20 protein-coding genes and 5 pseudogenes are annotated in these 24,047 nt (G+C 66.0%); 19 read left to right on the forward strand and 6 right to left on the reverse strand.

The features are described 5' to 3' along the window. On the forward strand, positions 1-381 hold a 381-nt coding region (locus tag ATB1_RS09180; RefSeq protein WP_042663439.1), incomplete at its 5' end, for a hypothetical protein. Positions 382-429: 48 nt separating this feature from the next. Here the strand turns inward: ATB1_RS09180 and ATB1_RS09185 are convergent. After that, a pseudogene (locus ATB1_RS09185) lies at positions 430-1,055 on the reverse strand (methyltransferase domain-containing protein). Between the two features lie 157 nt (positions 1,056-1,212). Here ATB1_RS09185 and ahaH point away from each other — a divergent pair. The 11 genes and pseudogenes from ahaH (at position 1,213) to ATB1_RS09240 (ending at position 12,795) form a co-directional block, all read left to right on the forward strand. Beyond that, positions 1,213-1,545, forward strand: a complete 333-nt coding sequence (ahaH, locus tag ATB1_RS09190; RefSeq protein WP_008091423.1) for an ATP synthase archaeal subunit H — start codon at positions 1,213-1,215, stop codon at positions 1,543-1,545. Then, positions 1,532-3,742: a V-type ATP synthase subunit I gene (locus ATB1_RS09195; RefSeq protein ID WP_042663440.1), complete on the forward strand. Its 2,211-nt coding sequence runs from the start codon at positions 1,532-1,534 to the stop codon at positions 3,740-3,742. The genes ahaH and ATB1_RS09195 overlap by 14 nt, the downstream gene beginning before the upstream one ends. A 173-nt stretch (positions 3,743-3,915) precedes the next feature. Then, positions 3,916-4,173 (forward strand): F0F1 ATP synthase subunit C, encoded by a 258-nt coding sequence (locus ATB1_RS09200; protein ID WP_004973645.1) that lies wholly within the window; start codon positions 3,916-3,918, stop codon positions 4,171-4,173. Positions 4,174-4,195: 22 nt separating this feature from the next. After that, positions 4,196-4,780, forward strand: a complete 585-nt coding sequence (locus ATB1_RS09205) for a V-type ATP synthase subunit E (RefSeq protein ID WP_042663441.1) — start codon at positions 4,196-4,198, stop codon at positions 4,778-4,780. Beyond that, positions 4,777-5,823, forward strand: a complete 1,047-nt coding sequence (locus tag ATB1_RS09210; RefSeq protein WP_042663442.1) for a V-type ATP synthase subunit C — start codon at positions 4,777-4,779, stop codon at positions 5,821-5,823. The genes ATB1_RS09205 and ATB1_RS09210 overlap by 4 nt, the downstream gene beginning before the upstream one ends. Next, the gene (locus tag ATB1_RS09215) at positions 5,820-6,140 is read left to right on the forward strand and encodes a V-type ATP synthase subunit F (protein WP_004044608.1); all 321 of its coding nucleotides are present in this window, start codon (positions 5,820-5,822) and stop codon (positions 6,138-6,140) included. The genes ATB1_RS09210 and ATB1_RS09215 overlap by 4 nt, the downstream gene beginning before the upstream one ends. A gap of 6 nt (positions 6,141-6,146) precedes the next feature. After that, positions 6,147-7,906: pseudogene (locus ATB1_RS09220) on the forward strand (ATP synthase subunit A). Between the two features lie 4 nt (positions 7,907-7,910). After that, positions 7,911-9,317 (forward strand): ATP synthase subunit B, encoded by a 1,407-nt coding sequence (locus ATB1_RS09225; RefSeq protein WP_042663443.1) that lies wholly within the window; start codon positions 7,911-7,913, stop codon positions 9,315-9,317. A 131-nt stretch (positions 9,318-9,448) separates the two neighbouring features. After that, positions 9,449-11,433 (forward strand): annotated as a pseudogene (locus ATB1_RS09230) (bacterio-opsin activator domain-containing protein). A 201-nt stretch (positions 11,434-11,634) separates the two neighbouring features. Continuing rightward, positions 11,635-12,324, forward strand: a complete 690-nt coding sequence (locus ATB1_RS09235) for a V-type ATP synthase subunit D (RefSeq protein ID WP_004969029.1) — start codon at positions 11,635-11,637, stop codon at positions 12,322-12,324. Between the two features lie 87 nt (positions 12,325-12,411). Next, complete coding sequence (locus ATB1_RS09240; protein ID WP_042663444.1) at positions 12,412-12,795, forward strand: DUF6276 family protein; 384 nt, start codon at positions 12,412-12,414, stop codon at positions 12,793-12,795. Between the two features lie 59 nt (positions 12,796-12,854). Here ATB1_RS09240 and prf1 read toward each other — a convergent pair whose 3' ends face one another. After that, positions 12,855-14,099 carry a peptide chain release factor aRF-1 gene (gene prf1, locus ATB1_RS09245; RefSeq protein ID WP_042663445.1) on the reverse strand — a complete coding sequence of 415 codons (1,245 nt, stop codon included), beginning with the start codon at positions 14,097-14,099 and terminating at the stop codon, positions 12,855-12,857. Between the two features lie 154 nt (positions 14,100-14,253). Between prf1 and minD the strand changes: the two genes are divergently transcribed. Then, the gene (gene minD / locus ATB1_RS09250; protein ID WP_042663451.1) at positions 14,254-16,071 is read left to right on the forward strand and encodes a cell division ATPase MinD; all 1,818 of its coding nucleotides are present in this window, start codon (positions 14,254-14,256) and stop codon (positions 16,069-16,071) included. A 39-nt stretch (positions 16,072-16,110) separates the two neighbouring features. Further along, positions 16,111-16,248 (forward strand): hypothetical protein, encoded by a 138-nt coding sequence (locus tag ATB1_RS22405; protein ID WP_198526075.1) that lies wholly within the window; start codon positions 16,111-16,113, stop codon positions 16,246-16,248. Between the two features lie 45 nt (positions 16,249-16,293). On the opposite strand, the pseudogene argS reads toward ATB1_RS22405, so the two are convergent. Then, positions 16,294-18,057, reverse strand: a pseudogene (argS, locus tag ATB1_RS09255) (arginine--tRNA ligase). A gap of 213 nt (positions 18,058-18,270) precedes the next feature. On the opposite strand from argS, the gene ATB1_RS22410 reads away from it, so the two are divergent. From ATB1_RS22410 to ribB, 3 genes are all read left to right on the forward strand, one after another. Continuing rightward, the gene (locus ATB1_RS22410; protein WP_198526076.1) at positions 18,271-18,423 is read left to right on the forward strand and encodes a hypothetical protein; all 153 of its coding nucleotides are present in this window, start codon (positions 18,271-18,273) and stop codon (positions 18,421-18,423) included. Between the two features lie 321 nt (positions 18,424-18,744). Further along, on the forward strand, positions 18,745-19,485 hold the full coding sequence (locus ATB1_RS09260) for a DUF120 domain-containing protein (protein WP_198526077.1): 741 nt from the start codon (positions 18,745-18,747) through the stop codon (positions 19,483-19,485). Further along, on the forward strand, positions 19,482-20,171 hold the full coding sequence (gene ribB, locus ATB1_RS09265) for a 3,4-dihydroxy-2-butanone-4-phosphate synthase (protein ID WP_042663446.1): 690 nt from the start codon (positions 19,482-19,484) through the stop codon (positions 20,169-20,171). The genes ATB1_RS09260 and ribB overlap by 4 nt, the downstream gene beginning before the upstream one ends. Positions 20,172-20,203: 32 nt before the next feature. On the opposite strand, the gene ATB1_RS09270 is transcribed toward ribB, so the two are convergent. Continuing rightward, positions 20,204-21,094, reverse strand: a complete 891-nt coding sequence (locus ATB1_RS09270) for an NAD(P)-dependent oxidoreductase (protein WP_042663447.1) — start codon at positions 21,092-21,094, stop codon at positions 20,204-20,206. A gap of 90 nt (positions 21,095-21,184) precedes the next feature. Between ATB1_RS09270 and ATB1_RS09275 the strand changes: the two genes are divergently transcribed. Continuing rightward, the gene (locus tag ATB1_RS09275; RefSeq protein WP_042663448.1) at positions 21,185-22,123 is read left to right on the forward strand and encodes a branched-chain amino acid transaminase; all 939 of its coding nucleotides are present in this window, start codon (positions 21,185-21,187) and stop codon (positions 22,121-22,123) included. A gap of 81 nt (positions 22,124-22,204) precedes the next feature. Here the strand turns inward: ATB1_RS09275 and ATB1_RS09280 are convergent, their stop codons facing one another. Beyond that, a complete protein-coding gene (locus ATB1_RS09280) occupies positions 22,205-22,849 on the reverse strand; it encodes a DUF502 domain-containing protein (protein WP_042663449.1) in 645 nt (214 codons plus the stop codon). A gap of 81 nt (positions 22,850-22,930) precedes the next feature. Beyond that, the gene (locus tag ATB1_RS09285; RefSeq protein WP_042663450.1) at positions 22,931-23,770 is read right to left on the reverse strand and encodes a proline dehydrogenase family protein; all 840 of its coding nucleotides are present in this window, start codon (positions 23,768-23,770) and stop codon (positions 22,931-22,933) included. 126 nt (positions 23,771-23,896) lie between these two features. Here ATB1_RS09285 and ATB1_RS20635 point away from each other — a divergent pair. Then, positions 23,897-24,047, forward strand: a pseudogene (locus tag ATB1_RS20635) (CDP-archaeol synthase); the annotation flags it as partial.

Consider the following 24,047-nt stretch of genomic DNA (forward strand, 5'->3'; position numbering starts at 1 on the left):
GCGGCGTTCGACGCGGCCGACTCCTCGCCGACGCCGACCCGACCGACGGCGCTCTCGCTCGCGGTTTCGGGTGATACGCTGTCACTGACTCACGAGGGCGGCGCGCCGCTCGACGTGGATTCGCTCGCGATTCGCATCTCCGTGGACGGAGCGCCGCTCGCCCACCAACCGCCCGTGCCGTTCTTCTCGGCCAGCGGGTTCCAGCCGGGACCGACCGGTCCGTTCAACGCCGCGGCCGACTCCCGGTGGACAGCGGGCGAGACGGCGACGCTCGAACTCGCGGGGACGAACGACCCGGACATCGAACTCGGCGCGACGGTAACCGTCCGCGTCTTCGACGGGGAAACGCCGGTCGCAGCGCTCGAAGCGAGCGCGTCGTGAGTCAGCGGTGACGAAAACGAGCGTCCGAGTCGAACGCGGCGGTCGCGTTTATTCCTCTGGTGCGCGCGCGATGGTCACGATGGCCCGCGGGCTGCCCGGCTGGCGCTGGAGGATGTGGTGTTCGATGTCGACGAAGCCGGCGGCCTCGAACATCCGGTCGGCTTCCTCCTCGTCGTAGAACAGCATGATGGCGTCCGCCAGACTTCTGGAAGACGCCGGATTTCGGGTCGTCGGGACCGACGACGAGCACCTTGCTCCCCCGGCTTCACCACGCGTCGGAACTCCTCGAGCGCGGTGACCGGGTTCGGCCAGTACTCGATGGAGCCGGACGACCAGATGACGTCGAAGGAGTCGTCGGCGAAGGGGAGCCGCTCTGCGTCCCCGCGATAGAACCTGACCTCGTCGTTCTTGCCGAACTTCTCCCACGCCTTCTGCATCTGGTGGATACTCTGGTCGAGGCCGTGGACGTCGTCGGTGTAGCGGAGCAGTCCCTCGGTTCCGAAGCCGGTGCCACAGCCCACGTCGAGGACGCGGTCGCCCTGCTGGATGTCGAGCATCTCCAGCGCCTCGTCGCGCATCTCCTCGTTCCAGATGAACGGGTTCACCCGGTCGTACACCTTCGAGAGGTACTTGTAGAACAGGCGGGCCCGCGCTTTGTTTTCGAGGACTCCCATCGCGCCGGGATTAGGACTCACCGATGATAACGGTGCGGATTCGCCGCGCCGGGTCGGCGTTCACGGGGGGGTGAATCCCCGCGTCCCCCGAGCGTCTGTCACAGACTTTCCGCAAACACCTTATACAGCGCTTGTGCAACGTTCCTGTGATACGAGTATGCCGAGACAAGAGGTTCTCGAACGAATCAAAACGGCCGAGCAGGAGGCCGACGACATCGTTGAAGAGGCCGAGGCCAAACGTGAGGAGCTCGTCGCGGAGGCGCGTCGCGAAGCCGATGAGATTCGCTCCGAGGCCGAAGAAGAGGCCGCAGAGCTCGAATCCGAGCGTCTACAGGAGGGACGCGCGGACATAGAGTCGGAGCGGGAACGCATCCTCGAAGAAGGCGAGGACGCCCGCGACGAACTGGTTGCCGAGGCGGAAGACCACATCGACGACGCGGTCGAATTCGCCATCGGCCAATTCGAGGAGGCGGTTGATGCTCAGACCTGAGCAGATGAGCAAGGTCTCGGTGACCGGTTCCAAGGGCGTCATGCCCGAGGTCATCGAGGCTGTCCACGACCTCCGACTGCTGCACGTCACCGAATACGACGGCTCGTGGCAGGAGGAGTTCGGATTCGAGACGGGGTCGCCCATCGAAGGCGCCGAGAGCGCGTCCGACAAGCTCGTTACCGTCCGCTCGCTCAAGAGCATCCTCGGGGTCGAAGACACCGACTCCGGCCGGCAGCGCATCGTCCCCGACGACGCGCTCGGCGAGCCCCTCGAAGAGATTCGAGCCGAGGTCAATGAACTGGACGACCGCCGCTCCGAGCTCGAAAACGAGCTCCGCGCGGTGGACGAAGAAATCGACGCGATGGAGCCGTTCGTCGACCTCGGACTCGACCTCGACCTGCTTTCGGGGTACGAGACCCTGCAGGTCGTCGTCGGACAGGGGAAGGTCGAACCCGTCGAGCGTGCCGTCGTCGACGCCGACGACATCAACGCCTACGAGATCTTCTCGGGTGAGCGCACGCACGCCATCTTCGGTCGCCCGGTCGACGGTGCCGACGAGATGGCGCTCGCCGACGCGCTCGTCGGCGTCGAGTTCGCCACGCTCGAAGTCCCGGACGCCTCGGGAAGCCCCGAAGAGCACATCCGCGACCTCGAACAGCAGAAGCGCGAAGTCGAGTCGAAGCTCGATACCGTCGAGTCCGAGCTTCACGACATCGCCGTCGAGGAGGGCGAGTTCCTCCTCGCCGCCGAAGAGCGCCTCGCAATCGACGTCCAGAAGACGGAAGCGCCGCTTTCGTTCGCGACGACGGAGAACGCCTTCGTCGCCGAGGGCTGGATACCGACCGAGCGCTACAACACGTTCGCGAGCACGCTCAAAGACGAGGTCGGCGAGCACGTCGCGGTCGAAGAACTCGAACGCGCCGAGTTCTCGCGTGACGGACACGACCACGCGCGCGAGGACGTCGCCGAGACCGGCGGTACGGTCGCCGCCACCGACGGCGGAACGGTCTCGATGTCCAGCGACGACCCGCCGGTCGTCCAGAAGAACAGCGGCGCAGTCAAGCCGTTCGAAATCCTCGTTCAGGCGGTCAACCGCCCGAGCTACTACGAGTTCGACCCGACCATCATCCTGTTCCTGACGTTCCCGACGTTCTTCGGGTTCATGATCGGTGACCTCGGGTACGGTGTCATCTACACCGCCATCGGCTTCTTCCTCTACTCGAAGTTCGACGACGGCGCGATAAAGAGCATGGGTGGCGTCACCATCGCCGCGGGGCTGTTCACGACGTTGTTCGGCATCCTCTACGGCGAGATATTCGGCTTCCACCTCATCACCGAATACTTCTGGGAAGGAGTGCTCGGGATGTCGCACCCGCCCATCGAGAAGGGACTGTCGCCGGCCACCTCTGAGTGGGCCCTCGGTTGGCTCACCGTGAGCGTCGCCGTCGGTATCTTCCACGTCAACGTGGGGTACATCCTCGACTTCTTCGAGAACTACGAACTCCACGGCGCGAAGGAGGCGGTCCTCGAAAGCGGTTCGTGGATCCTCATGCTGAACGGCCTGTGGATCTGGATCTTCAGCGACGCGCTCGGTGGCGTGCCGCCGGAGTTCCTGTTCACCACGTTCGCGGCTGACGGACTCATCCCGCTCGGCTTCTCCGGCTTCTCGTACACCGTCGGTTGGGCCGGCCTCGGGCTGTACTTCCTCGGCGCGGCGCTGCTCGGGACGGCCGAACTGGCCGAACTCGTCGAGTTCGCCGCCCCGCTTTCGAACGTCCTGTCGTACACGCGTCTCGGCGCAGTCCTCATCGCGAAGGCGTCGATGGCGTTCGCCGTCAACCTGCTCGTCTTCGGCGTGTACGTCGACGACCACGGCGGCTGGCACTTCGGGCTCGGCGGGATGCCCGACTCCGCCGCGGTTGCGGCACTCGGCGCGGGTGAAACGCTGAGTTACCACGGCTACGAAGTGACCGAGGTCCTGTTCGGCGGCATCTTCCACACGGGTGCCGCGGGCGTCGTGGGCGGACTGCTCGTCCTCGTCGTCGGTCACTTGGTCGTCCTCGCGCTCGGCGTTACGAGCGCCGGCCTGCAGGCCGTGCGTCTCGAGTACGTCGAGTTCTTCAACAAGTTCTTCGAGGGCGGCGGCCGCGAGTACAACCCGTTCGGTTACGACCGCGAGTTCACGACCGAAGACTAACCCTCACCGACGATTCTTTTTTGACTTTTGTCCGCTGGGAGCGACTGCTTTTGCAATGACGACGATTCCGCCGTCGTAGACAGACCGCTCCAGACGTTTTGGGAACCTTTATGATACGGCTGACGCCACATGCAGACGTTCGGAGACGACAATCCGGTACTCAGGAACACACAATGATTGAAGCAATTGAACCCCTCATGACTGCACTGCAGAATGAAACCGCTTCCTCGCCCGCTATCACCGCCGACGCTGCGGCGGCCCTCTCGGTCGGTATCGCCGCCTTCGCCGCAGGCTATGCGGAGCGTGGCATCGGTTCCGCTGCGATGGGTGCCATCGCGGAAGACGAGGACCTCTTCGTCAACGGGCTGGTCCTTACGGTTCTCCCCGAGACCCTCGTTATCCTCGCACTGGTCGTTGTCTTCGCGGCCTAACGCACCCCCTCTCTTTCCCATTATGAGTTTGGACAACGTCGTTGAGGACATCCGAGACGAAGCCCGCGCACGCGCAGAGGACATCAGGCAGGACGGCCAGGAACAGGCAGACGAAATCGTCGCCGAGGCCGAGGCCGATGCCGAAGAGCTCCTCGAATCGCGGAAGGCGGACGTCGAGCAGCAACTCGAACGGGAGCGCGAACAGGCGCTCTCCAGCGCGAAGCTCGAAGCCAAGCAGGCTCGGCTCAGCGCCCGCCGTGACGTGCTCCAGCGCGTCCGCGAGCAGGTCGAAAGCGAACTCGCCGAGCTGGAAGGCGACCGTCGCGAAGAGCTCACCCGCTCGCTGCTCGATGCGGCGTCGGTCGAGTTCGAAGACGAAGACGAAGTCTCCGTCTACGGCCGCGCCGCCGACGAGGACCTGCTTTCGAGCATCCTCGAAGACTACGACGGCTACGAGTTCGCCGGCGAGCGCGACTGTCTCGGTGGCGTCGTGGTCGAGGGCTCGAACTCGCGCGTCCGGGTGAACAACACCTTCGACTCGGTCCTCGACACAGTCTGGGAGGACAATCTGAAGGAAGTGAGTGCGCGACTGTTCGACGACCAATGAGCACTACAGGCGGCTCGAATCCCGAATACGTCATCGCTCGCGTTCGAGCGCGACGTAGTGCCCTGTTCGGCGACGAGGAGTACCGCAAACTGGTCCGCATGGGGCCGGCCGAAATCGCTCGGTTCATGGAGGAATCGGAGTACGAGACAGAGGTCAACGCGCTCGGGAGCCGTTTTTCCGGCGTCGACCTCATCGAGTACGCGCTGAACCAGAATCTGGCGAAGCAGTTCAACGATATCCTCGACTGGGCAGACGGCCGCCTCTACGACCTCATCGCGCGGTACCTCCGCAAGTTCGACGCGTGGAACGTGAAGACGATTATCCGCGGTATCTACTCTGGCGCGACCCGCGAGGAAGTCGAATCCGACCTCATCCGGGCCGGCGAGTTCGACGACCGACTCTTCTCGCGGCTGCTCGACGCAGGCGAGATGGAGGAGGTCGTCAGCATCCTCTCCGGTACCATCTTCGGCGACGGCCTCGCGGCCGCCTACGAGGAGTACGAGGAAGTCGGCGTCCTCGTCCCGCTGGAGAACGCGGTCGACCGCGCCTTCTACGAGCAGTTGCTCGAGGGTCTGGTCGTCGGCGAAGAGGCAAAGCAGTACCGCGAGTTCCTCGAAGCCGAAATCGACTTCCGAAACGCCCGCAACGCGCTCCGTATCGCTCGCAGCGGTGCCGACCTCGACCCCGTCGACTACTTCATCGAGGGCGGCACGCTGTTCCGCGCGTCGGAGCTCGCGTCGCTGGCGACCAGCCCGGACGAGCTGGTGTCGAAGATCCGTGACAGCCGGTACGGCGACCGCCTCTCGACGGCCCTTTCGGACCTCGAAGAGGCAGACAGCCTCATCGGCTTCGAGCGCGCCCTCGACGCGGCGCTCTTGGAGTACGCGGACACGCTCGGTTACGTGTTCCCGCTTTCTGTCACGCCAATCGTCTCGTACATCCTCGCCAAGGAGCGCGAGGTGGACAACATTCGGGCCATCGCCCGCGGCCGCGAAGCCGGGCTGGACCCCGATGCAATAGAAGAGGAGCTGGTCACCATATGAGCCAGGAAATCGCAGTTATCGGCAGTCCGGACTTCACCACGGGCTTTCGGCTTGCGGGTGTCCGCAAGTTCGAGAACGTCCCGGACGAAGCGAAGGACGACGAACTCGACGAGGCCGTGACGCGAACGCTGGAGGACGAGGACGTCGGCATCATCGTGATGCACGAAGACGACCTCGACCACCTCTCGCGTAACGCCCGGCAGTCGGTCGAGCGCAGCATCGAGCCGACGCTCGTGACGCTCGGCGGTTCCGGCGGCGCGAGCGGCCTCCGTGACCAGATCAAGAGAGCAATCGGTATCGATCTGATGGACGAATAACCAAACATGAGTCAGGCAACACAAGATTCCGTTCGCGAGGACGGTGTCATCGCAAGCGTGAGTGGTCCGGTCGTGACCGCCCGTGGCCTCGACGCCCGCATGAACGACGTCGTCTACGTCGGCGACGAAGGCTGATGGGCGAGGTCATCGAAATCGAGGGCGACCTCACGACTATTCAGGTGTACGAAGAGACCTCCGGCGTCGGTCCCGGCGAACCCGTCGAGAGTACGGGCGAACCGCTGACCGTCGACCTCGGTCCGGGGATGATGGACGCCATCTACGACGGCGTGCAGCGTCCTCTGGACGTGCTGGAGTCGAAGATGAACTCGGCGTTCCTCGACCGCGGTGTCGACGCGCCGGGTATCGACCTCGAAAAGAAGTGGGAGTTCGAACCCACCGTCTCCGAAGGCGACGAGGTCGCCTCCGGCGACGTCGTGGGGACGGTCCCCGAGACCGTGACCATCGAACACAAGGTCATGGTCCCGCCGGACTTCGAGGGCGGCGAGGTCGTCGCCGTCGAGGAAGGCGAGTTCTCCGTCACCGAGACGGTCGTCGAACTCGACAACGGCGAGGAGATCACGATGCACCAGGAGTGGCCGGTGCGTCAGGCTCGCCCCGCCGCGGAGAAGAAGACCCCGCGCGAACCGCTCGTCTCGGGGCAGCGCATCCTCGACGGTCTGTTCCCAATCGCGAAGGGCGGAACGGCCGCGATTCCGGGTCCGTTCGGCTCCGGGAAGACGGTCACCCAGCACCAGCTCGCCAAGTGGGCCGACGCGGACATCGTCGTCTACGTCGGCTGTGGCGAGCGCGGTAACGAGATGACCGAGGTTATCGAGGACTTCCCGGAACTCGACGACCCGAAGACCGGGAACCCGCTCATGGCCCGGACGTGCCTCATCGCGAACACGTCCAACATGCCCGTGGCGGCCCGCGAGTCCTGTATCTACACCGGCATCACCATCGCGGAGTACTACCGCGACATGGGATACGACGTCGCGCTGATGGCCGACTCCACCTCCCGGTGGGCCGAGGCCATGCGCGAGATTTCCTCGCGTCTCGAAGAGATGCCCGGCGAAGAGGGGTACCCCGCGTACCTCGCCGCGCGTCTCTCCGAGTTCTACGAGCGCGCCGGCTACTTCACGACCGTCAACGGCGAGGAAGGTTCCGTCTCCGTCATCGGCGCGGTTTCGCCGCCGGGCGGCGACTTCTCCGAGCCGGTCACGCAGAACACCCTGCGTATCGTGAAGACGTTCTGGGCGCTCGACGCGGACCTCGCAGAGCGCCGTCACTTCCCGGCGATTAACTGGAACGAGTCGTACTCGCTCTACCAAGAGCAGCTTGACCCGTGGTTCGTCGAGAACGTCGAGGACGACTGGGCCGAAGAGCGCCAGTGGGCCGTCGACGTGCTCGACGAGGAGAACGAACTGCAGGAGATCGTTCAGCTCGTCGGTAAGGACGCCCTGCCGGAGGACCAGCAGCTGACCCTCGAAATCGCTCGCTACCTCCGCGAGGCGTACCTCCAGCAGAACGCGTTCCACCCGACGGACACGTACTGCTCCCCCGAGAAGACGTACGGTATCCTCACCGCCATCCACACGTTCAACGACGAGGCGTTCAAGGCGCTCGAAGCCGGCGTCCCCGTCGAAGAGATTCAGGCCATCGAGGCGGCTCCCCGGCTGAACCGCATCGGTGTGCAGGAAGACTGGGAGGCGTACATCGAGGACCTCAAAGCAGAGATCACCGAGCAGCTCCGCGAGCTGTACTGAGACCATGAAGGAATACCAGACTATCACCGAAATCAGCGGCCCGCTGGTGTTCGCCGAGGTCGACGAGCCGATCGGTTACGACGAAATCGTCGAAATCGAGACGCCCCAAGGCGAAACCAAGCGCGGACAGGTTCTCGAATCCTCCGAGGGCCTCGTCGCGATTCAGGTGTTCGAAGGCACGACCGGTATCGACAGGAACGCGTCCGTCAGGTTCCTCGGCGAGACCCTCAAGATGCCCGTGACCGAGGACCTCCTCGGGCGCGTGCTCGACGGGTCCGGCCAGCCCATCGACGGCGGCCCCGAAATCGTCCCCGACGAGCGTCGGGACATCGTCGGCGCGGCAATCAACCCCTACTCCCGCGAGTACCCCGAGGAGTTCATCCAGACCGGCGTCTCCGCCATCGACGGCATGAACACCCTCGTCCGCGGCCAGAAGCTCCCCATCTTCTCCGCGTCGGGGCTTCCCCACAACAACCTCGCGCTCCAGATCGCCCGTCAGGCGACGGTGCCCGAGGACGAAGACAGCGGCGAAGAGTCCGAGTTCGCAGTTGTCTTCGGCGCGATGGGTATCACGCAGGAAGAGGCAAACGAGTTCATGGAGGACTTCGAGCGCACGGGCGCACTCGAGCGCTCCGTCGTCTTCACGAACCTCGCGGACGACCCCGCAGTCGAGCGGACGGTCACGCCGCGTCTCGCGCTGACGACCGCCGAGTACCTCGCGTTCGACAAGGACTACCACGTCCTCGTCATCCTGACCGACATGACCAACTACTGCGAGGCGCTCCGCGAGATCGGCGCGGCTCGTGAAGAGGTCCCCGGTCGCCGTGGCTACCCGGGTTACATGTACACCGACCTTGCACAGCTCTACGAGCGTGCGGGTCGCATCGAGGGACGCGAAGGGTCTGTCACGCAGATTCCCATCCTCACGATGCCGGGTGACGACGACACGCACCCGATTCCGGACCTGACCGGCTACATCACCGAGGGCCAGATCTACATCGACCGCGACCTCAACTCGCAGGGCATCCGCCCGCCGATCAACCCGCTTCCGTCCCTGTCGCGTCTCATGGACGACGGTATCGGCGAGGGCCTCACCCGCGAGGACCACGCCGACGTGTCCGACCAGATGTACGCGGCGTACGCGGAGGGTGAAGACCTGCGCGACCTCGTGAACATCGTCGGTCGCGAGGCGCTGTCCGAGCGTGACAACAAGTACCTCGACTTCGCCGAGCGCTTCGAAGCCGAGTTCGTCAACCAGGGCTTCGACACGGACCGGTCCATCGAGGACACCCTCGACATCGGCTGGGACCTCCTGTCGATGCTCCCGAAGTCCGAGCTCAACCGTATCGACGAAGAGCTCATCGAGGACTACTACGAAGAAGACGCCGAGTCGGTCGAAGCGGAAGCCTAGACCCCGACGAACGCCGCGTTCGTCCCTCGGTTCGATTCTCCTCTTCTATTCGCGCCGTTCGTCTCTTCTGAGCCGTGCGGCCGCGCGCCGCCCGCGAGAACTTCCTTACGTCTCGCCCACGACGACACCACATGGACGCCACTTCGTCTCGCGCTCGCGTCCTCGCGGTCGTCGGTCCCGCCGTCGACCGGGAGCGACTGCTGGACGAACTCTCGCCGCTTTCGGTGTCGGTCACCTCGTCGGTCGGGGCGGCGGGCCAGCGCGCCGAGGACGAGCAGGTCGACTGCGTCGTGCTCGCGACCGACCGACTCGCGGATGTCGAAGCGGTCCACGGCACGCTCTCGGTCCCGCTTGTCGTCGTCGTCCCGACTGACGGCGACCTCTCGGCGGCGGCCGCCCGCGACGCCGGCGCGGCCGACGTAGTTCCGATCGTCGATTCGAACCTCTTCGAGCGGCTTCCGGAGCGGGTCGAAAGCGTCGTCGCGTGGCGTCGCCGCGGCGCGGCGGCCGCGAGCAAGATAACGGAGGACCTGAAAGAACAGGCGATAGACGAGGCTCCGGTCGGCATCACCGTCGCCGACTCGCCGACTGCTCGTTGCCCGACCGACCGCTCGTCTACGTCAACGAGGCGTTCGAGACGATGACCGGCTACTCGGCCGACGCGGCGCTGGGGCGGAACTGCCGATACCTTCAGGGACCGAACACCGACCCCGAGCGCGTCGCCGAACTCCGCCGCGCCATCGAGGCCGAGGAGGCGGCGTCGGTCGAACTGCTGAACTACCGCGCGAACGGCGAGACGTTCTGGAACCGGGTCGACGTCGCGCCGCTGAGCGGGCCGGACGGCGAGGTGACACACTACGTCGGCTTCCAGACCGATATCACGGAGCGCGTGCGCGCGGAGGCGGCCGCCGAGCGGTACGCCGAGAGAGTCGACGAGGAGCGCGCGCGGCTCCAGACGCTCGTCGAGCATATCGAGGGCTTGTTGGCGGACGTGACGAGCGCGCTCGTCCGCGCGGAGAGCAGACAAGAACTCGAAGCCGCCGTCTGCGACCGAGTCACCGCCGCCGGGTCGTTCGACTGCGCGTGGGTCGGCCACTGCGACCTCGCACCGGCGGTCATCGTCCCGAACGAGCGGGCGGGAACCGACACCGGATTCCTCGACGGCCTCGAAATCGACCGGTCTGACCCCAGCGACCCCACCGCCCGCGCCGCGGAGACGCGGACCGTCCAGTCGGCGACCGTCGGCGACGGGAACGTCTCCGCGGAGGCGCTCGTCCCGTTCGACTCCGTCATCGCGGTTCCGCTAGTCCACAGCGGGACGCTGTACGGCGTCCTGACGGTCTACACCGACGCCACGGAACTCGACGATCAGGTTCGGGTGGTGCTCGGGACGCTCGGTAGGGCGGTCGGCGCGGCCATCGACGCGTTCGAGAGCCGGCGGTCCCTGCTGTCCGACGAGCGGCTCGAACTCGAACTCGAGGTGCGCGACGAGACGCAGCCGCTGGTCCGACTCGCCGCCGCGGGGGACTGCGAACTCTCGTACCGCGGTTCGGCCCAACACGACGACGGGACCGTGAGTCTGTTCGTCTCGACGGACCCCGCGACGGAGTTCGAGGAAGCCGACACCGACCTCGACGGTCTTCGGAGCGTCGACGTCCTCCCCCGCGGTGACGACGCCGAACTCTACGAACTCACCTTCGCCGACGGGTCGCTCGTCCACCTCGTCGCCGACGCGGGCGGGCGACTCGTCGACCTCGAAGTAGACCGCCTCGGCTGTCGGCTTACGGTCGTCGTCCCCGACCGCGTGGCGGGGCGGGCGCTCCTCGACGACTTCAAGACGGTCGCGGCGAACGCCGAACTCCGCTCCGTCACGAACCGGTCCGAACCGCCGGTGGCGCGCCGCGAGTTCGTCGCGAGCGTCAACGACGACCTCACCGACCGCCAGCAGTCGGCCCTCCAACTCGCCTACCTCGGCGGGTATTTCGAGTGGCCGCACGCCGTCACCGGCGACGAACTCGCGGAGACGATGGGCGTCTCGCGGGCGACGTTTCACCAACATCTGCACGCGGCGGAGCGAAAACTCATCTCTCGATTTTTCGATGGAGAACCGTACTAACGGGTATATCCGGATTTTTGACAGCTGCTCGATGTCTCCCGCCCCCGGGACGCCGACATCAGCGCCCGTGACGACCCGCGAACTGAATCGCGGTCTCGACCCACAGACGTGACGCCTTCGACCGTTCACGACCGATTCCGGCCGGTCTGGCCGGCCAGACAGTAAAAGATTAACACCCCAGGCGAACAACCCCCGCCAACGATGGCCGAAGACGTCAAGCCGACCCGCAAGAACTTGATGGCGATCGAAGATCGCATCGAACTCTCCGAGCGGGGCCACGACACGCTCGAGCAGAAGCGTGACGGGCTCATCATGGAGTTCATGGACATCCTCGACCAGGCCCAGGACGTGCGGGCCAACCTCAATCAGGACTACGAGCGCGCGCAGAACAAAATCAACATGGCCCGCGCCATGGAGGGCGACGTGGCCGTCCGCGGCGCGGCCGCTGCGCTGAAAGAGTACCCCGAAATCACGACGCAGTCGAAGAACATCATGGGCGTCGTCGTCCCGCAGATCGAGTCCTCGCGCGTGAAAAAGAGCCTCGACCAGCGCGGCTACGGGCTGCTCGGCTCCTCGGCCCGCATCGACGAGGCCGCGGACGCCTACGAGGAGCTCCTCGAATCCATCATCCTCGCCGCGGAGGTCGAGACGGCGATGAAGAAGATGCTCGAAGAGATCGAGACGACGAAGCGCCGCGTCAACGCGCTCGAGTTCAAGCTCCTGCCGGAGCTCTACGAGAACCAGGAGTACATCGAGCAGAAGCTCGAAGAACAGGAACGCGAGGAGATCTTCCGTCTGAAGAAGATCAAGGCGAAGAAGGAAGAAGAAGAGAAGGAAGAGCGCGCCGCCGAGAAAGCGGCGGCCGAAGCGGAAGCGGCGACGGCCGACTGACCCGACTGACCCGTTCTCTCTCGATTCCGTTCTCTTCTCGGTCGAGTCTCCGACCGTTTTTCACCGTCTCGGCGCGTAGAGACTCTCATGTCCTGTCCCGACTGCGACGGTGAACTCGCCGTCTTCGCAGTGCCCGAACCGCTAGCGTCTCACGCGCCCGAGGCGGCGCTGACTGTCGGGTTGTGCGCCGGCTGTCTCCGACTTCATCCGACGGAGACGGTGCCGACCGACGGCGACTCGCGGCCGTTCGCGGACGTGCTTCCCGAGGGCGACGCGGGCGCTGCGGTCGCGCTCCTCGTCGGCATGCTCGACTCGCTGGCGCTCAACTGCGCCGGCATCGTCGACTGCGTCGAGTTCGCCGAACAGTCTGGCATCGACGTGCATCTCACGCTCGACCGACTCCAGCGGGAGGCGACCAACCCTCACTTCGACGTCGCCCGTCGGCAGGCGCAGTTGGACGCGTTCCTCTGAGCGCCGCCGCTCTGTGCTGTCTGACACCGTGGCGCGCGAAGACGCCGAGGAGGAGTCGCTTAGACGCCGGTGGAGTACCGGAGAATGCCGGCGATACCGCCGAACGCGTCGTAGAGCTGTTCGCCTTTCTCGAAGTCCGTGCTGATGAACTTCGTCTCGGTGCCGCGCTGGTCGGCGAGGTCCATGAGCCACTCGATGACGTCCTCGCGCTCTTTCAGTTCGGCCTCCGAGCCACCTTCGCACTCGTGGGTGGGCGTGTTGTGACGGTGGTCGACGAGTTCGTACTCCTCTTGGCCGTCGCAGTCGTAGATGGCGATGTCCTTCCGCAGGTCCTCGGAGATGAGGAGGCGGTCGACCGACCCCATCACGAGGTTCTTCCGCGTCGCCTCGAACCCGTAGGTGGACTCGTTGCCGCGGTGGAGCTTCTCGAAGAACTCCTCCATCTGCTTTTTGTCCTTGATGACCTCTTGGTCGGCCAGCGCGTCCTGGCCGGCGTCGACGAGGTCGTAGAGGCCGGACTCGTCGGTGTAGGCCACGTCGAACTTCCCGACGACGAGGTCCTGCAGTTCGTGGTGGAGGTAGTCGCCGTCGAGGAACTCGTCTTTCGTCGGCGAGGGACCGCCCACGAGGATGCCGTCCATCTCGTGTCGCTTGGGGACGAACAGGTCGTTCGCCATGCCGGCGACCTCCTGATAGAAGTTGTCGATGGCTTCGAGGCGGAGGCGGGCGAAACGCTGGGCGGACTGACCACCTTTGCGCTGCTTACCGGGGACGAGCGACGAGGCGCTCTTGACAGGCTCGACGCGCTTGCCCTTGAGCCAGCCGACGTTGGCCTCGCGGCGGTCGAGGACGATGAGGCCGAACAGGCCCTTGTCCATGAGCATGTCCTCGAGCGGTCCGGTGAGGAAGTTCGAGTCGCAGTGGTACCGGAACGACTGAATCGGCTCCGGCGGGCTCTCCAGCACCTTCGTGACCATGTCGGTCTGGCCGCCGCCGGAGTTGACCGCACCGGAGAACATGACGATACCGCGGTCCGGTGGGAAGGTGCCGTAGTACCGGAGTCGGTCCTTGATGCTCGTCAGGGCGTCTTGGACGTTCGTTCGCGTCTGCTTCGATTTGATGTTAGACGCTTCGCTGTGCTCCGTGATGACGTGTTCGACCACGTCGGAAATCTGCTTGTCTTCGGGGATGTAGATGGTGACGAGCTGCGTTCCTGACCCTTCGTACTCTCGCAGGTCCTCGATGACCTTCTTGAATTCGTACTTTCGGCGGTCCTCGCTCGCCTCCTCAGCGTCGCTACTCATCACTCCACCTAGTCCCTCCAGCGGCTAAGTAACCTTTGACTGGTCACGTTCCGCGGTATCCCGCCGCACGAGCCGCCCTACGACCCGACTTCGAGACGAGCGCGGTCGGAGAACATTTATGTGGCTGTCACGGGTGGACTTCGACGTTGGAATTATGGCCCGGGTGTACGCAGTTGCCAGCGCGAAAGGCGGGGTTGGAAAGACGACGACCACGGCCAACCTCGGGACGACGCTCGCGATGGCCGGTCACGATGTCGTCGTCGTCGACGGTGACCTCGGGATGCCGAATCTCGCCGGCGCGCTCGGCGTCGACCCGGATGGGGCGACGCTTCACGACGTATTGGCAGGCGAGTCGGCGGTCGAGGCGGCCGTCTACGAGGGACCGGCAGGACTCTCGGTGCTCCCCGGCTCGAACGCCCTCGAAGCGTTCGCGACGGCGAACGCCAAGGAACTCGAACCGGTCGTCTCGGCGCTCGAAGCGAGCTACGATATCGTCATCATCGACACGGGTGCGGGGCTGAGCGACGACACCTTCGTCCCGCTGAAGCTCGCCGACGAGGTCGTCTTGGTCTCGACGACCGAGCGCGAGGCGCTCGGCGACACCGAAAAGACCCGACAGCTCGGCGAGCGCATCGGTGCCGACGTGGTCGGCGTCGTCCTCACGCGCGTCAACCAGTCGAACCCGAACGCCGACGTGGTCGCCTCGCTCCTCGACGCTGGCGTCATCGCCGTCGTCCCCGAGGACCCGGCCATCCGCGAGGCGCTCAGCACGCAGGTTCCGGTCGTCGCCCGCTCGCCCGACAGCATCGCGGCCGCGGGCTACCGCGCCCTCGCCGAAGCGCTCACCGGCAAGCCGGTCCCGATTCCGGACGATGCGGTCGATTCGGCGGAGTTTGAGGCCACCACGGACGAGTCGGACACGGAACCCGAACCGGCGGCCACCGCGGAATCAGCTTCCGACGTGGCCAGCGACGACGGCGCGGCCGACGACGAAGCGGACACGCCGGAGGCGAGTGAGCACACGTCGGTCGTTCAGGTCGACGCGGACCCCGAAGCGGCGTCCGAGCCGGAACCGGAACCCGAAGTCGAAGCCGAGACCACTGACACGGACCCAGAGTCGGCGGCCGAGACCACTGACGCCCCCGAACCGGACGACGACCTCGAGGCGTCGATTCCGTTCTCCGGTGGCTCCGTCGAGGCGTCGGACGACGCCGCCGAACCCGACGCGGACCCCGCCGACCCCGACGCGGGCGAACCGGCGGTCGAAACGGATGCAGTCGCCGACCCGATAGGCGGTGACGACGCCGCCGAACCCGACGATGTCGTCGAAGCCCCAGACGCTCGTGAGGCCGCCGCCGAAGCCGGTGATGACGACGCGCCGGCCGACCCGCTGGCGGCCGACACGTCCGACGACTCGATGGTCGCCGACCCCGAACCGCTCGGCGACGAGGAACCGGAGAATGACCCGCTGGCGGCGGACCTCGAAGCGGTCACTCGCGGCACCTCGTCAGCCGACGAGGCCGCTCTGGATGTCGATGCCGACGCCGGTGCGACGGACGCGGACCCGCTCGCTGAAGGGGCGGTCGAAGAGGAGTCGGTCGGCGACCTGTCGCCCAGTTCACCGTCCGACGACGCCGTCGAGGCTCCCGAGGGGCGGGCGGACGATGCCGACCCGGTGACTGAGGGGTCCGAAGCTGAGGATTCCGAATCGGCGGAGTCCGTCTCTGCGGACGTCGACCCCGACGCCGAGGAGACGGACGCGCCCGGCGCGGACGAACCTCTCGTCGCCGAGGCCGAGCCGAGCGATTCCGAGACTGACGCCGACACTGACGCCGACGCCACCGAATCTCCCGAAGCCGGCGGCGACGAGGAGGGTGTCTACACAACTTCGCTCGTTGAGGAGGTCGAGTCGTTCGACGACGACGAGCGCGACGAGAAGAAAAAGGGATTCTTCAGTCGCTTCCTCGGCTAAACGGGAAGGCCTTTTACTCGCGTCTGCGGAAAGCCCTCTATGGCAGACTCTGAGTCCGTTCCCTTCTGGTGGATAGTCCTGTTTCTCGTCCTCGCGCTCGGCAGCGGTGCCGCCGTCGTCTTCTCGGTCGGTGGGTCGCTCATCGCCGGGGCCGCGGCGCTCCCGCTTTTCCTCTGAACCGCTCGAAAAAAGCCGTCGCCGAAGAACTCGCTTAGCCCGGGGTCACATCGACTCGGGTGCTTCCACGCCCACGATTGAGAGCGCGTTCGCCACCGCGTTCCGCGAGGCCTCCACGAGCGCGAGGCGGGCCGCGCCGACCTCCTCGTCGGCGTCGAGCACGGGGCACTCGCGGTAGAAGGTGTTGAACACCTCGGCGAGTTCGCGGGCGAACGTCGCCACGGTGTGGGGTTCGAGGTCGTCGGCCGCGGCCTCGACGACGGCGGGGAACCGCGCGATGGTCGCCAGCAGGTCGCGCTCGGCGTCGGTCGTCAGCACGGTTGGGTCGACCTCGCTCGCGTCGAGACCGGCGGCAGCCGCCTCGTCGGCGATGCCGCAACAGCGCGCGTGGACGTACTGGATGTACGGCGCGGACTGGGCCTCGAAGTTGAGCGCCTGGTCCCACTCGAAGGTGATAGTCTTCGTGGGCTGTTTGGAGACGATGTCGTAGCGGACCGCGCCGATGCCGACCTGCCGGGCGATGCGGTCGATGTCGGCCTCGCCGAGGTCGTCGTCGCGGGTGCGGCCTTCGAGGCGGGTCTCGACCTCGTCGCGGGCGCGGTCGATGGCCTCGTCGAGGAGGTCGTCGAGCATGACGCCCGTCCCCTTTCGGGTGGACATCGTCTCGCCGCCGGGGAGGTTGACCCACGAGTAGATGACGTTCTCCAGTTTGTCCACGTCGTTGCCGAGGATGTCGAGCGCGGCGCGGAGCTGTCCGGACTGGAGTTTGTGGTCCTCGCCGAGGACGGTCACGGCGCGGTCGTAGTTGTCGAACTTCCACTCGTGGTGGGCGAGGTCGCGCGTCGTGTACAGCGAGGTGTCGTCCGACCGGAGGAACACGAGGTTCTTCTCGAAGCCGTAGTCGTCGAGTTCGAGCTGCCACGCGTCTTCCTCGTAGACGGCGTGGTCGGTCTCCTTGAGGCGCTCGGCGAGGTCGCGGGTGCTCCCGTCGAACATGAAGCGCGTCTCCTTGACGAACTCGTCGAACTCCGCGGGGAGGCGTTCGAGACACTCGCGCATGCCGCCGAGCACCTGGTCGACCACGGTCTCGACGCGGGCGTACGTCTCCTCGTCGCCCTCCTCGATGCCCTGGAGAATCTCGGTGATTTCGGCTTCGGCCTGTTCGACTTCCTCGGGGTCGGCCTCCTCGAGGAAGGCGTTGCCCTTGCGGTAGTAGCGGACGAGGTCGTACTCGACGCGCTCGCGCGCGGGTTCGCTGTCGAGTTCGTCCTCGTCGAACGTCTCGTAGGCCCACGTGAAGACGGCCATCTGGCGGCCGGCGTCGTTCACGTAGTAGTGGCGGTCGACGTCGTTGCCGGCGAAGTCGAGCAGGTTGGCGACGGCGTCGCCGATGACCGGGTTGCGGGTGCGGCCGACGTGGACCGGACCGGTCGGGTTCGCGCTCGTGTGCTCGACGACGACGCTGTCGCCGGTCGCGGGCAGGCGACCGTACTCCTCGTCGGCCGCGGCGGCGTCGAGGGTGTCGTCGTAGTAGGCGTCGGAGACGTGGAAGTTGACGTACGGGCCTGCGTGTCGACCGCGGCGAGGTAGTCGTAGCCCTCGACGGAGAGTTCCTCGGCGATGTCGGCGGCGATTTTCGGCGGCGGCGCGCCGACGACCCCGGCGAGTCGGAAGGCGACGTCTGGAGGCGAGCGTCGCGGGTACGTCCTCCGGCGGTTCCTCGACCCCGAGGTCGTCGGTGGGCAGGTCGAGCGACGAGAGCGCCGCAGAGAGCGCCGTCTCGACCTCCTCACGGAACTGTCTGAACATGTACGCGGATTCTCGATAGGCGGCTAAAGGCCTTTCCGAACCGCCCGAGCGACCCGCGGGTCCCGTCGGTTGGGGACGTTCGTTTCCCTCGGTTTACAGGGTGGTCTTAGCACCACCTGTGCCAATACCTTACCAGTTAGGTAATAGTGGTATATCGTAAGCGGACGACATTCAAATCACGGGCGGCGACCCGCCGCTCTCACCACCCCACCCATGAGTCAATGCAACCACTGCGATGCGTTCGTGTCGAACAACTTCGTCCGCGTCTTCGGCGACGAGGACGGCAACGTGTACGCGTGTCCCAGTTGCTCGGCGAACGCGGGTATCTCACAGGTCAGCACCGAGCGGAGAGCGTCCTCCCTCTGAAATCGCCGTTCGCCCGTCGGCCTTGCCGGGTCCGAAGCACGCGGAATCACACGCTCGCCACCACTACCCACCACACCCCACCACAGCATTTCCCGCGTCTCCACACATCCCACACCGACCACCGCGGGCGACTCCGGTTCCCCGAATCGCGAGGTTCGGCCGTGTTGACCCCGAAAAACACCCTTTTCACCGCGATAGACTGACCGACGGACTTACCCGTCCGCGATTGGAACTGTCGCGTATCCACGGCGGTCCCGCCTCGCCGCTTCCCTCCTCGCAAACCATCTCACTTTTGGAACGCATTCCACATACGATACGCTTATGGGGCGCGCGTTCGAAGCCGAGAGTATGTCAGAATCGGCAGTCGCCGCGGCGGTCGGGTACGACGAGTTGGCTACGCTCAAACTCGTCGCGCTCGACGGCGGGCGCTCCGGCCCGGTCAAGCTCTCCTGTTCCGGCGTCGCGAATCGACTCGACGTGTCGAACCAGACGGCCTCGCGCCGCCTCCAGCGCCTCGAAGAGGCCGACTTCGTCGACCGCGAGGTCGTCGCCGACGGCCAGTGGATAACCATCACCGACGCGGGCGAGTCCGCGCTCAGACAGGAGTACGCCGACTACCGACGCATCTTCGAGACGCCCTCCGTGGTCGTCCTCGACGGCGAGGTCACCGGGGGAATGGGCGAGGGCCGCCACTACATCTCGCTTTCGGGATACATGGAACAGTTCAAAGACCGACTCGGCTACGAGCCGTTCCCCGGCACGCTGAACGTCCGCCTCGACGACGACGCGGTTCGCGCCCGCGCCGGGATGACCGCCCTCGATGCGGTTCCGATTGACGGCTGGGAGGACGACGAACGCACCTTCGGCCCGGCGACGTGTTACGCCGCCTCCGTCGCGGTCGGCGACGAGTCCTACGAGCCGGTCCACATCATCGTCCCCGAGCGGACCCACCACGACGAGTCGCAACTGGAAATAATCGCGCCGGATAAACTCCGTGACGAACTCGACCTTGACGACGGCGACGCGGTCACGGTCCGCGTCGAGGAGGTTGCGTACGAATGAGCCGAACTGCCGAGTCGACCGGCGACTTCGACGCCGTCTCGCGCGTTCTCGACGCCTTCCGCGCCGGCGAACCGGTGCTCGTCCACGACTTCGACGACCGCGAGGGCGAAACCGACCTCGTCTATCCCGCGGGCGCGGTTGGCTCCGCCGACGTGGCCCGGATGCGCAACGATGCTGGCGGCCTCGTCTGCGTCGCCCTCCCGAACGACGTGTCCGAGTCCCTCGGCCTCCCGTTCATGGACGACGTGCTCGACCACCCGGCCGCGTCGTCTCACGACCTCGCGTACGACTCGCGGTCGTCGTTTTCGTTCACCGTGAATCACCGCGACTCCTTCACGGGCATCACCGACCGCGACCGCGCGATGACCATCTCTCGACTCGCACCCGTCGCCGAGGCCGCCCGCGCCGGCGAGTACGACGCCGACGACTTCGGCGGCGAGTTCCGCGCGCCCGGCCACGTCCACCTGCTCCGCGGCGCGCCGAACCTGCTTTCGGACCGGCAGGGCCACACCGAACTCGGCCTCGCGATGGCCGACGAGGCGGGTATCCCGCCGGCGGTCGTCGTCTGCGAGATGCTCGACGACGAGACCGGCGCGGCGCTCTCGAAGGACGCCGCCCGCGACTACGCCGACCGACACGGCTTCGCCTTCGTCGACGGCGACGGCCTCATCGACGAACTCGTCTGAGCGGCCGAAGGGGTTTGCCCCGATTTACCTTCTCACGCGCGCCCGCCGCACCACGACCACGTCGGTTCCCAGCCGAGCAGCCGCTCCGCTTTCTCGGTCGAGACGAGCGCCTCGTGGCCCGAAAGCGGCGTTCTCACCTCCGCGCCGGGGTAGACCTCGCGGGCGACTGTCGCTGACTCGACGGTCGTCGAGGTGTCGGCGGCCGCGGCCCAGAACACCTCGTGGCCCGCGAAGTCGGCTTCGAGCGCCCGGCGGACGAGTCTCGCGGCGTCCTCTCTGCCGAGGTACGAAAAGAGCGTGTTGCGCGCGGTGTGGAAGTGCCCGGCGTCCCGCAGTCCCGACAGCGAGCGGTCGGCCTCGGCGAACGTTTGTCTCGCCTCCTCCTCGCTCGGCATCCACGGGAACCGGAGGCTGGCGACCGTCTCCGGGGCGTCGTCGCGGCGGATGAACCCCGCGGCGGTCTGCTCGGCGACGTACTTCCCGAGGCCGTAGGGGTTCGAGGGCGTCGCGCGGTGGGTCTCGTCCACCGGGAGGAAGTCGATGCGGGCGGGGTCAGGTTCGAAACTCCCGCCGATAGCGCTCATGCTGGAGGCGACGACCACGCGGTCGATGCCGAGCGCGGCGGCGACTTCGAGGACGACGTAGGTCGACTGGACGTTGCTCTCGAAGACGCGGTGGCCGGGGTCGTTCGTCGGCGTCGAGATGGTTCCGAGGTGGACGACTGCGTCGGCGTCGACGTCGCTGAGCGCCGCCGTGAGGTCGCCCGGGTTGAGCGCGCTCACGCGGTAGTCGTGGTCCGCGAGCGACGACTCGCTGTGCCGCGAGAGGTTCGTGACGGTGTAGCCGCTCGCGCGCAGGTGAGCGACGACGGCCGGCCCGATATTTCCGGTCCCGCCCGTGACCGCGACGGATTCGAGGCTCATACCCCGTCATGGCGGCCCGCGAACAAAACGCCGGGGGCGGCGGTGGTCGGGTCGTCATGATTTTAGAGGGGGGCCGCCGAAGGCCACTACATGGGATTTGAAGAGATGGATGTCTCGACGATCTGGCAGAGTGGAGAGTACAAGGACTGGGAGGACGCGACGGTGCACGTCCTCACTCACGGTCTCCACTACGGGACGGGCGTCTTCGAGGGGGTTCGCGCTTACGACACCGACCGCGGCCCGGCCATCTTCCGCTGGGAGGAGCACCTCGAACGGCTCTATCAGTCCGCGAAGCCCTACGACATGGAGATTCCCTACACGCGCGAGGAACTCACCGAGGCGACGCTGGAGGTCATCCGGCGCAACGACCTCGACGGCGGCTACATCCGTCCCATCGCGTTCTACGGCTACGACTCGCTCGGCGTCAGCCCCAAGGACAACCCGACGGAGGTCGCCATCGCGGCGTGGCCGTGGGGAACCTACCTCGGCGAGGACGCCCTCGAAAACGGCGTCGACGTGATGGTCTCGTCGTGGCGCAAGCACGCCTCCAGCCAGATTCCGACGAACGCGAAGACGACCGGACTCTACGTGAACTCCATGCTCGCGGGCGAGGAAGCCCGCCGCAACGGCTACGTCGAAGCCATCGTCCTGAACAAGGAGGGCAACGTCGCCGAAGGTCCCGGCGAGAACATCTTCATGGTCCGCGACGGGAAGATTTACACCCCCGGCCTCTCCCAGAGCATCCTCGACGGCATCACCCGCGACACCGTCATCACGCTCGCCCGCGAGCGTGGCTACGAGGTCGACGACAGCGCGACTATCAGCCGCGGCGAACTCAACACGGCCGACGAGCTGTTCTTCACCGGCAGCGCCGCCGAAGTGACCCCCATCCGCAAGGTCGACAACGTCGTCATCGGCGAGGGCACGCGCGGCCCGGTCACGGAGGAGCTGCAGACCGCCTTCTTCGACCTCGTGGAGCGTCGCACCGACGACCACGAAGAGTGGTTCACCTACGTCGACGAGCAGTAACCGTAGACGCCCGCGAAAACGAGCTCCCTTTTCACGTCACTGTACCGCCACGGCCCGATAGCGACGACCGCCGCCGAGTCTTCACTCGTTGCTGGGGACCCGCCCGTCGCCGGACTCTTCGGTCACTTCGATGTCGAACTCGTCGACGTGGTCCTGTTCTGCGAATCCGGCCGAGAGGACGCGCGTGAGGGCCTCTTCGACCTTCTCGCCGGTCTCCTCGATGTCTTCGGGGTCGACTTCCATCACGAATCCGGTGGTGATGTTCGGCGCGGTCGGCATGAAGACGATCTCCTTGCCGTCTTTGGTCGTCTTCCCGGTCTTGAACGCGGTCATGCGGATGCCCGGCCACGTCTCGAGACGGACCGGCTTCTGGAGGTCTTCGGTGCCAGTGAGCGCGGTTTCGACCGCGAGCTTAGAAGCGTTGTAGATGACGCGAACGAGCGGGACCTTGTTCATCGAGGCGTCGAGGCCGGATTCGAGCAGGCGGCCGGCCGTCGTCCGCATCAGGTAGCCGACCGAAAGCACCAACAACAGGAAGATGATGATGGCGACGAAGAACCCGAACACTTCCGAGAGGTAGGCATACGGCTCCGGAAACTCCAACAGGCGGTCGACTCCCGGAATGCGGACGATTGCGCCGTACAGAATGGAGAGGACGTACAGGATGACGATGAGCGGAACGAGAACTACGAGGCCGCTGGCGAAGTCGCGTCTCCACGAGGACATTGATATCGGGTACGTGAACCCGCGGGCATAAGGGGATTTCTAGTGTGGGACGAGAGACACGCGCCGCGTTCCAGCGCTCGCTCAGACGCCGACGACGGCCCGGAGCGCGAACAGGGCGTTTTCCTTGCGCTCGCGGACCCGGCGATAGAAGTACGAGAACCACTTGTCGCCGTAGGGCGCGTACTGCCACACCTCGACGCCGTCGGCGGCGAGTTCGCGCTGGGCGTCCTCGCGCACGCCCATGAGCATCTGCACCTCGTAGTCGCGGTCGTACTCCGCGCCGAGGTCGCGGGCGTAGGCGATCATCTCGGGGTCGTGGCTCCCGACGGCGATACCGCCGTCGTACTCCCGAAACAGGTACGCGAGGAGTTCCTTGTACGCCTCGTTGACCGCCGATTTCTGCTTATGGGCGACCGCGGCGGGCTCGTCGTACGCGCCCTTGACGAGGCGAATCTTCCCCGGCACGTCGGCGAGGCGTTCGAGGTCGTCGGGCGTGCGCTTAAGGTTCGCCTGCACACACAGTCCCATCCCGCCGTCGAACTCGCGAGCGAGTTCCTCGAAGGCGTCGAGGGTCACGTCGGTCGTCTCGTGGTCCTCCATGTCGCACCACAGGAAGACGCCGTGGTCGTCGGCCGCCTCGGCGATGCGCCGGTAGTTCTCCTCGAACACGTGGTCGCCCGCGTCGAGGCCGATTTGTGAGGGCTTGACCGAAACGCAGGCGTCGATGCCGGTCGAGGCGATGTCCTCGACGAGGCTGACGTACGCCGCCGTGTCCTCGTCCGCGGGGGCGCGCTCGTCGTAGTGCTCCCCGAGGAGGTTGAGGATGACCGCCACGCCCTCGTCGTTCATCCGTCGGGCGTGGTCGAGCGCTCCCGCCGCGGTCTCTCCCGCGACGAACCTGCTCGCGATGGGGGGAATCATAACGGACGATTACGACCGTCAGCTATTGAGGGTTATCATCGATTCGGCCACGAAATCGAACGACTCCGGCGCCTCGCCCGGCGACGAACCGTCGGAACTTACATTCTTCGCCGCCGACGGGTCGGTATGGTCGTCTCTCTCGTCGCCACCGCCTTCTGGGCGATGCTGCCCGCGTACGTGCCGAACAACGCCGCCGTCCTCGCGGGCGGCGGTCGTCCCATCGACGGCGGGCGCACGTGGGGCGGTCGCCGCGTCCGTCGGGGACGGAAAGACGTGG

The organism is Haloferax sp. ATB1 (genome assembly GCF_000730175.1).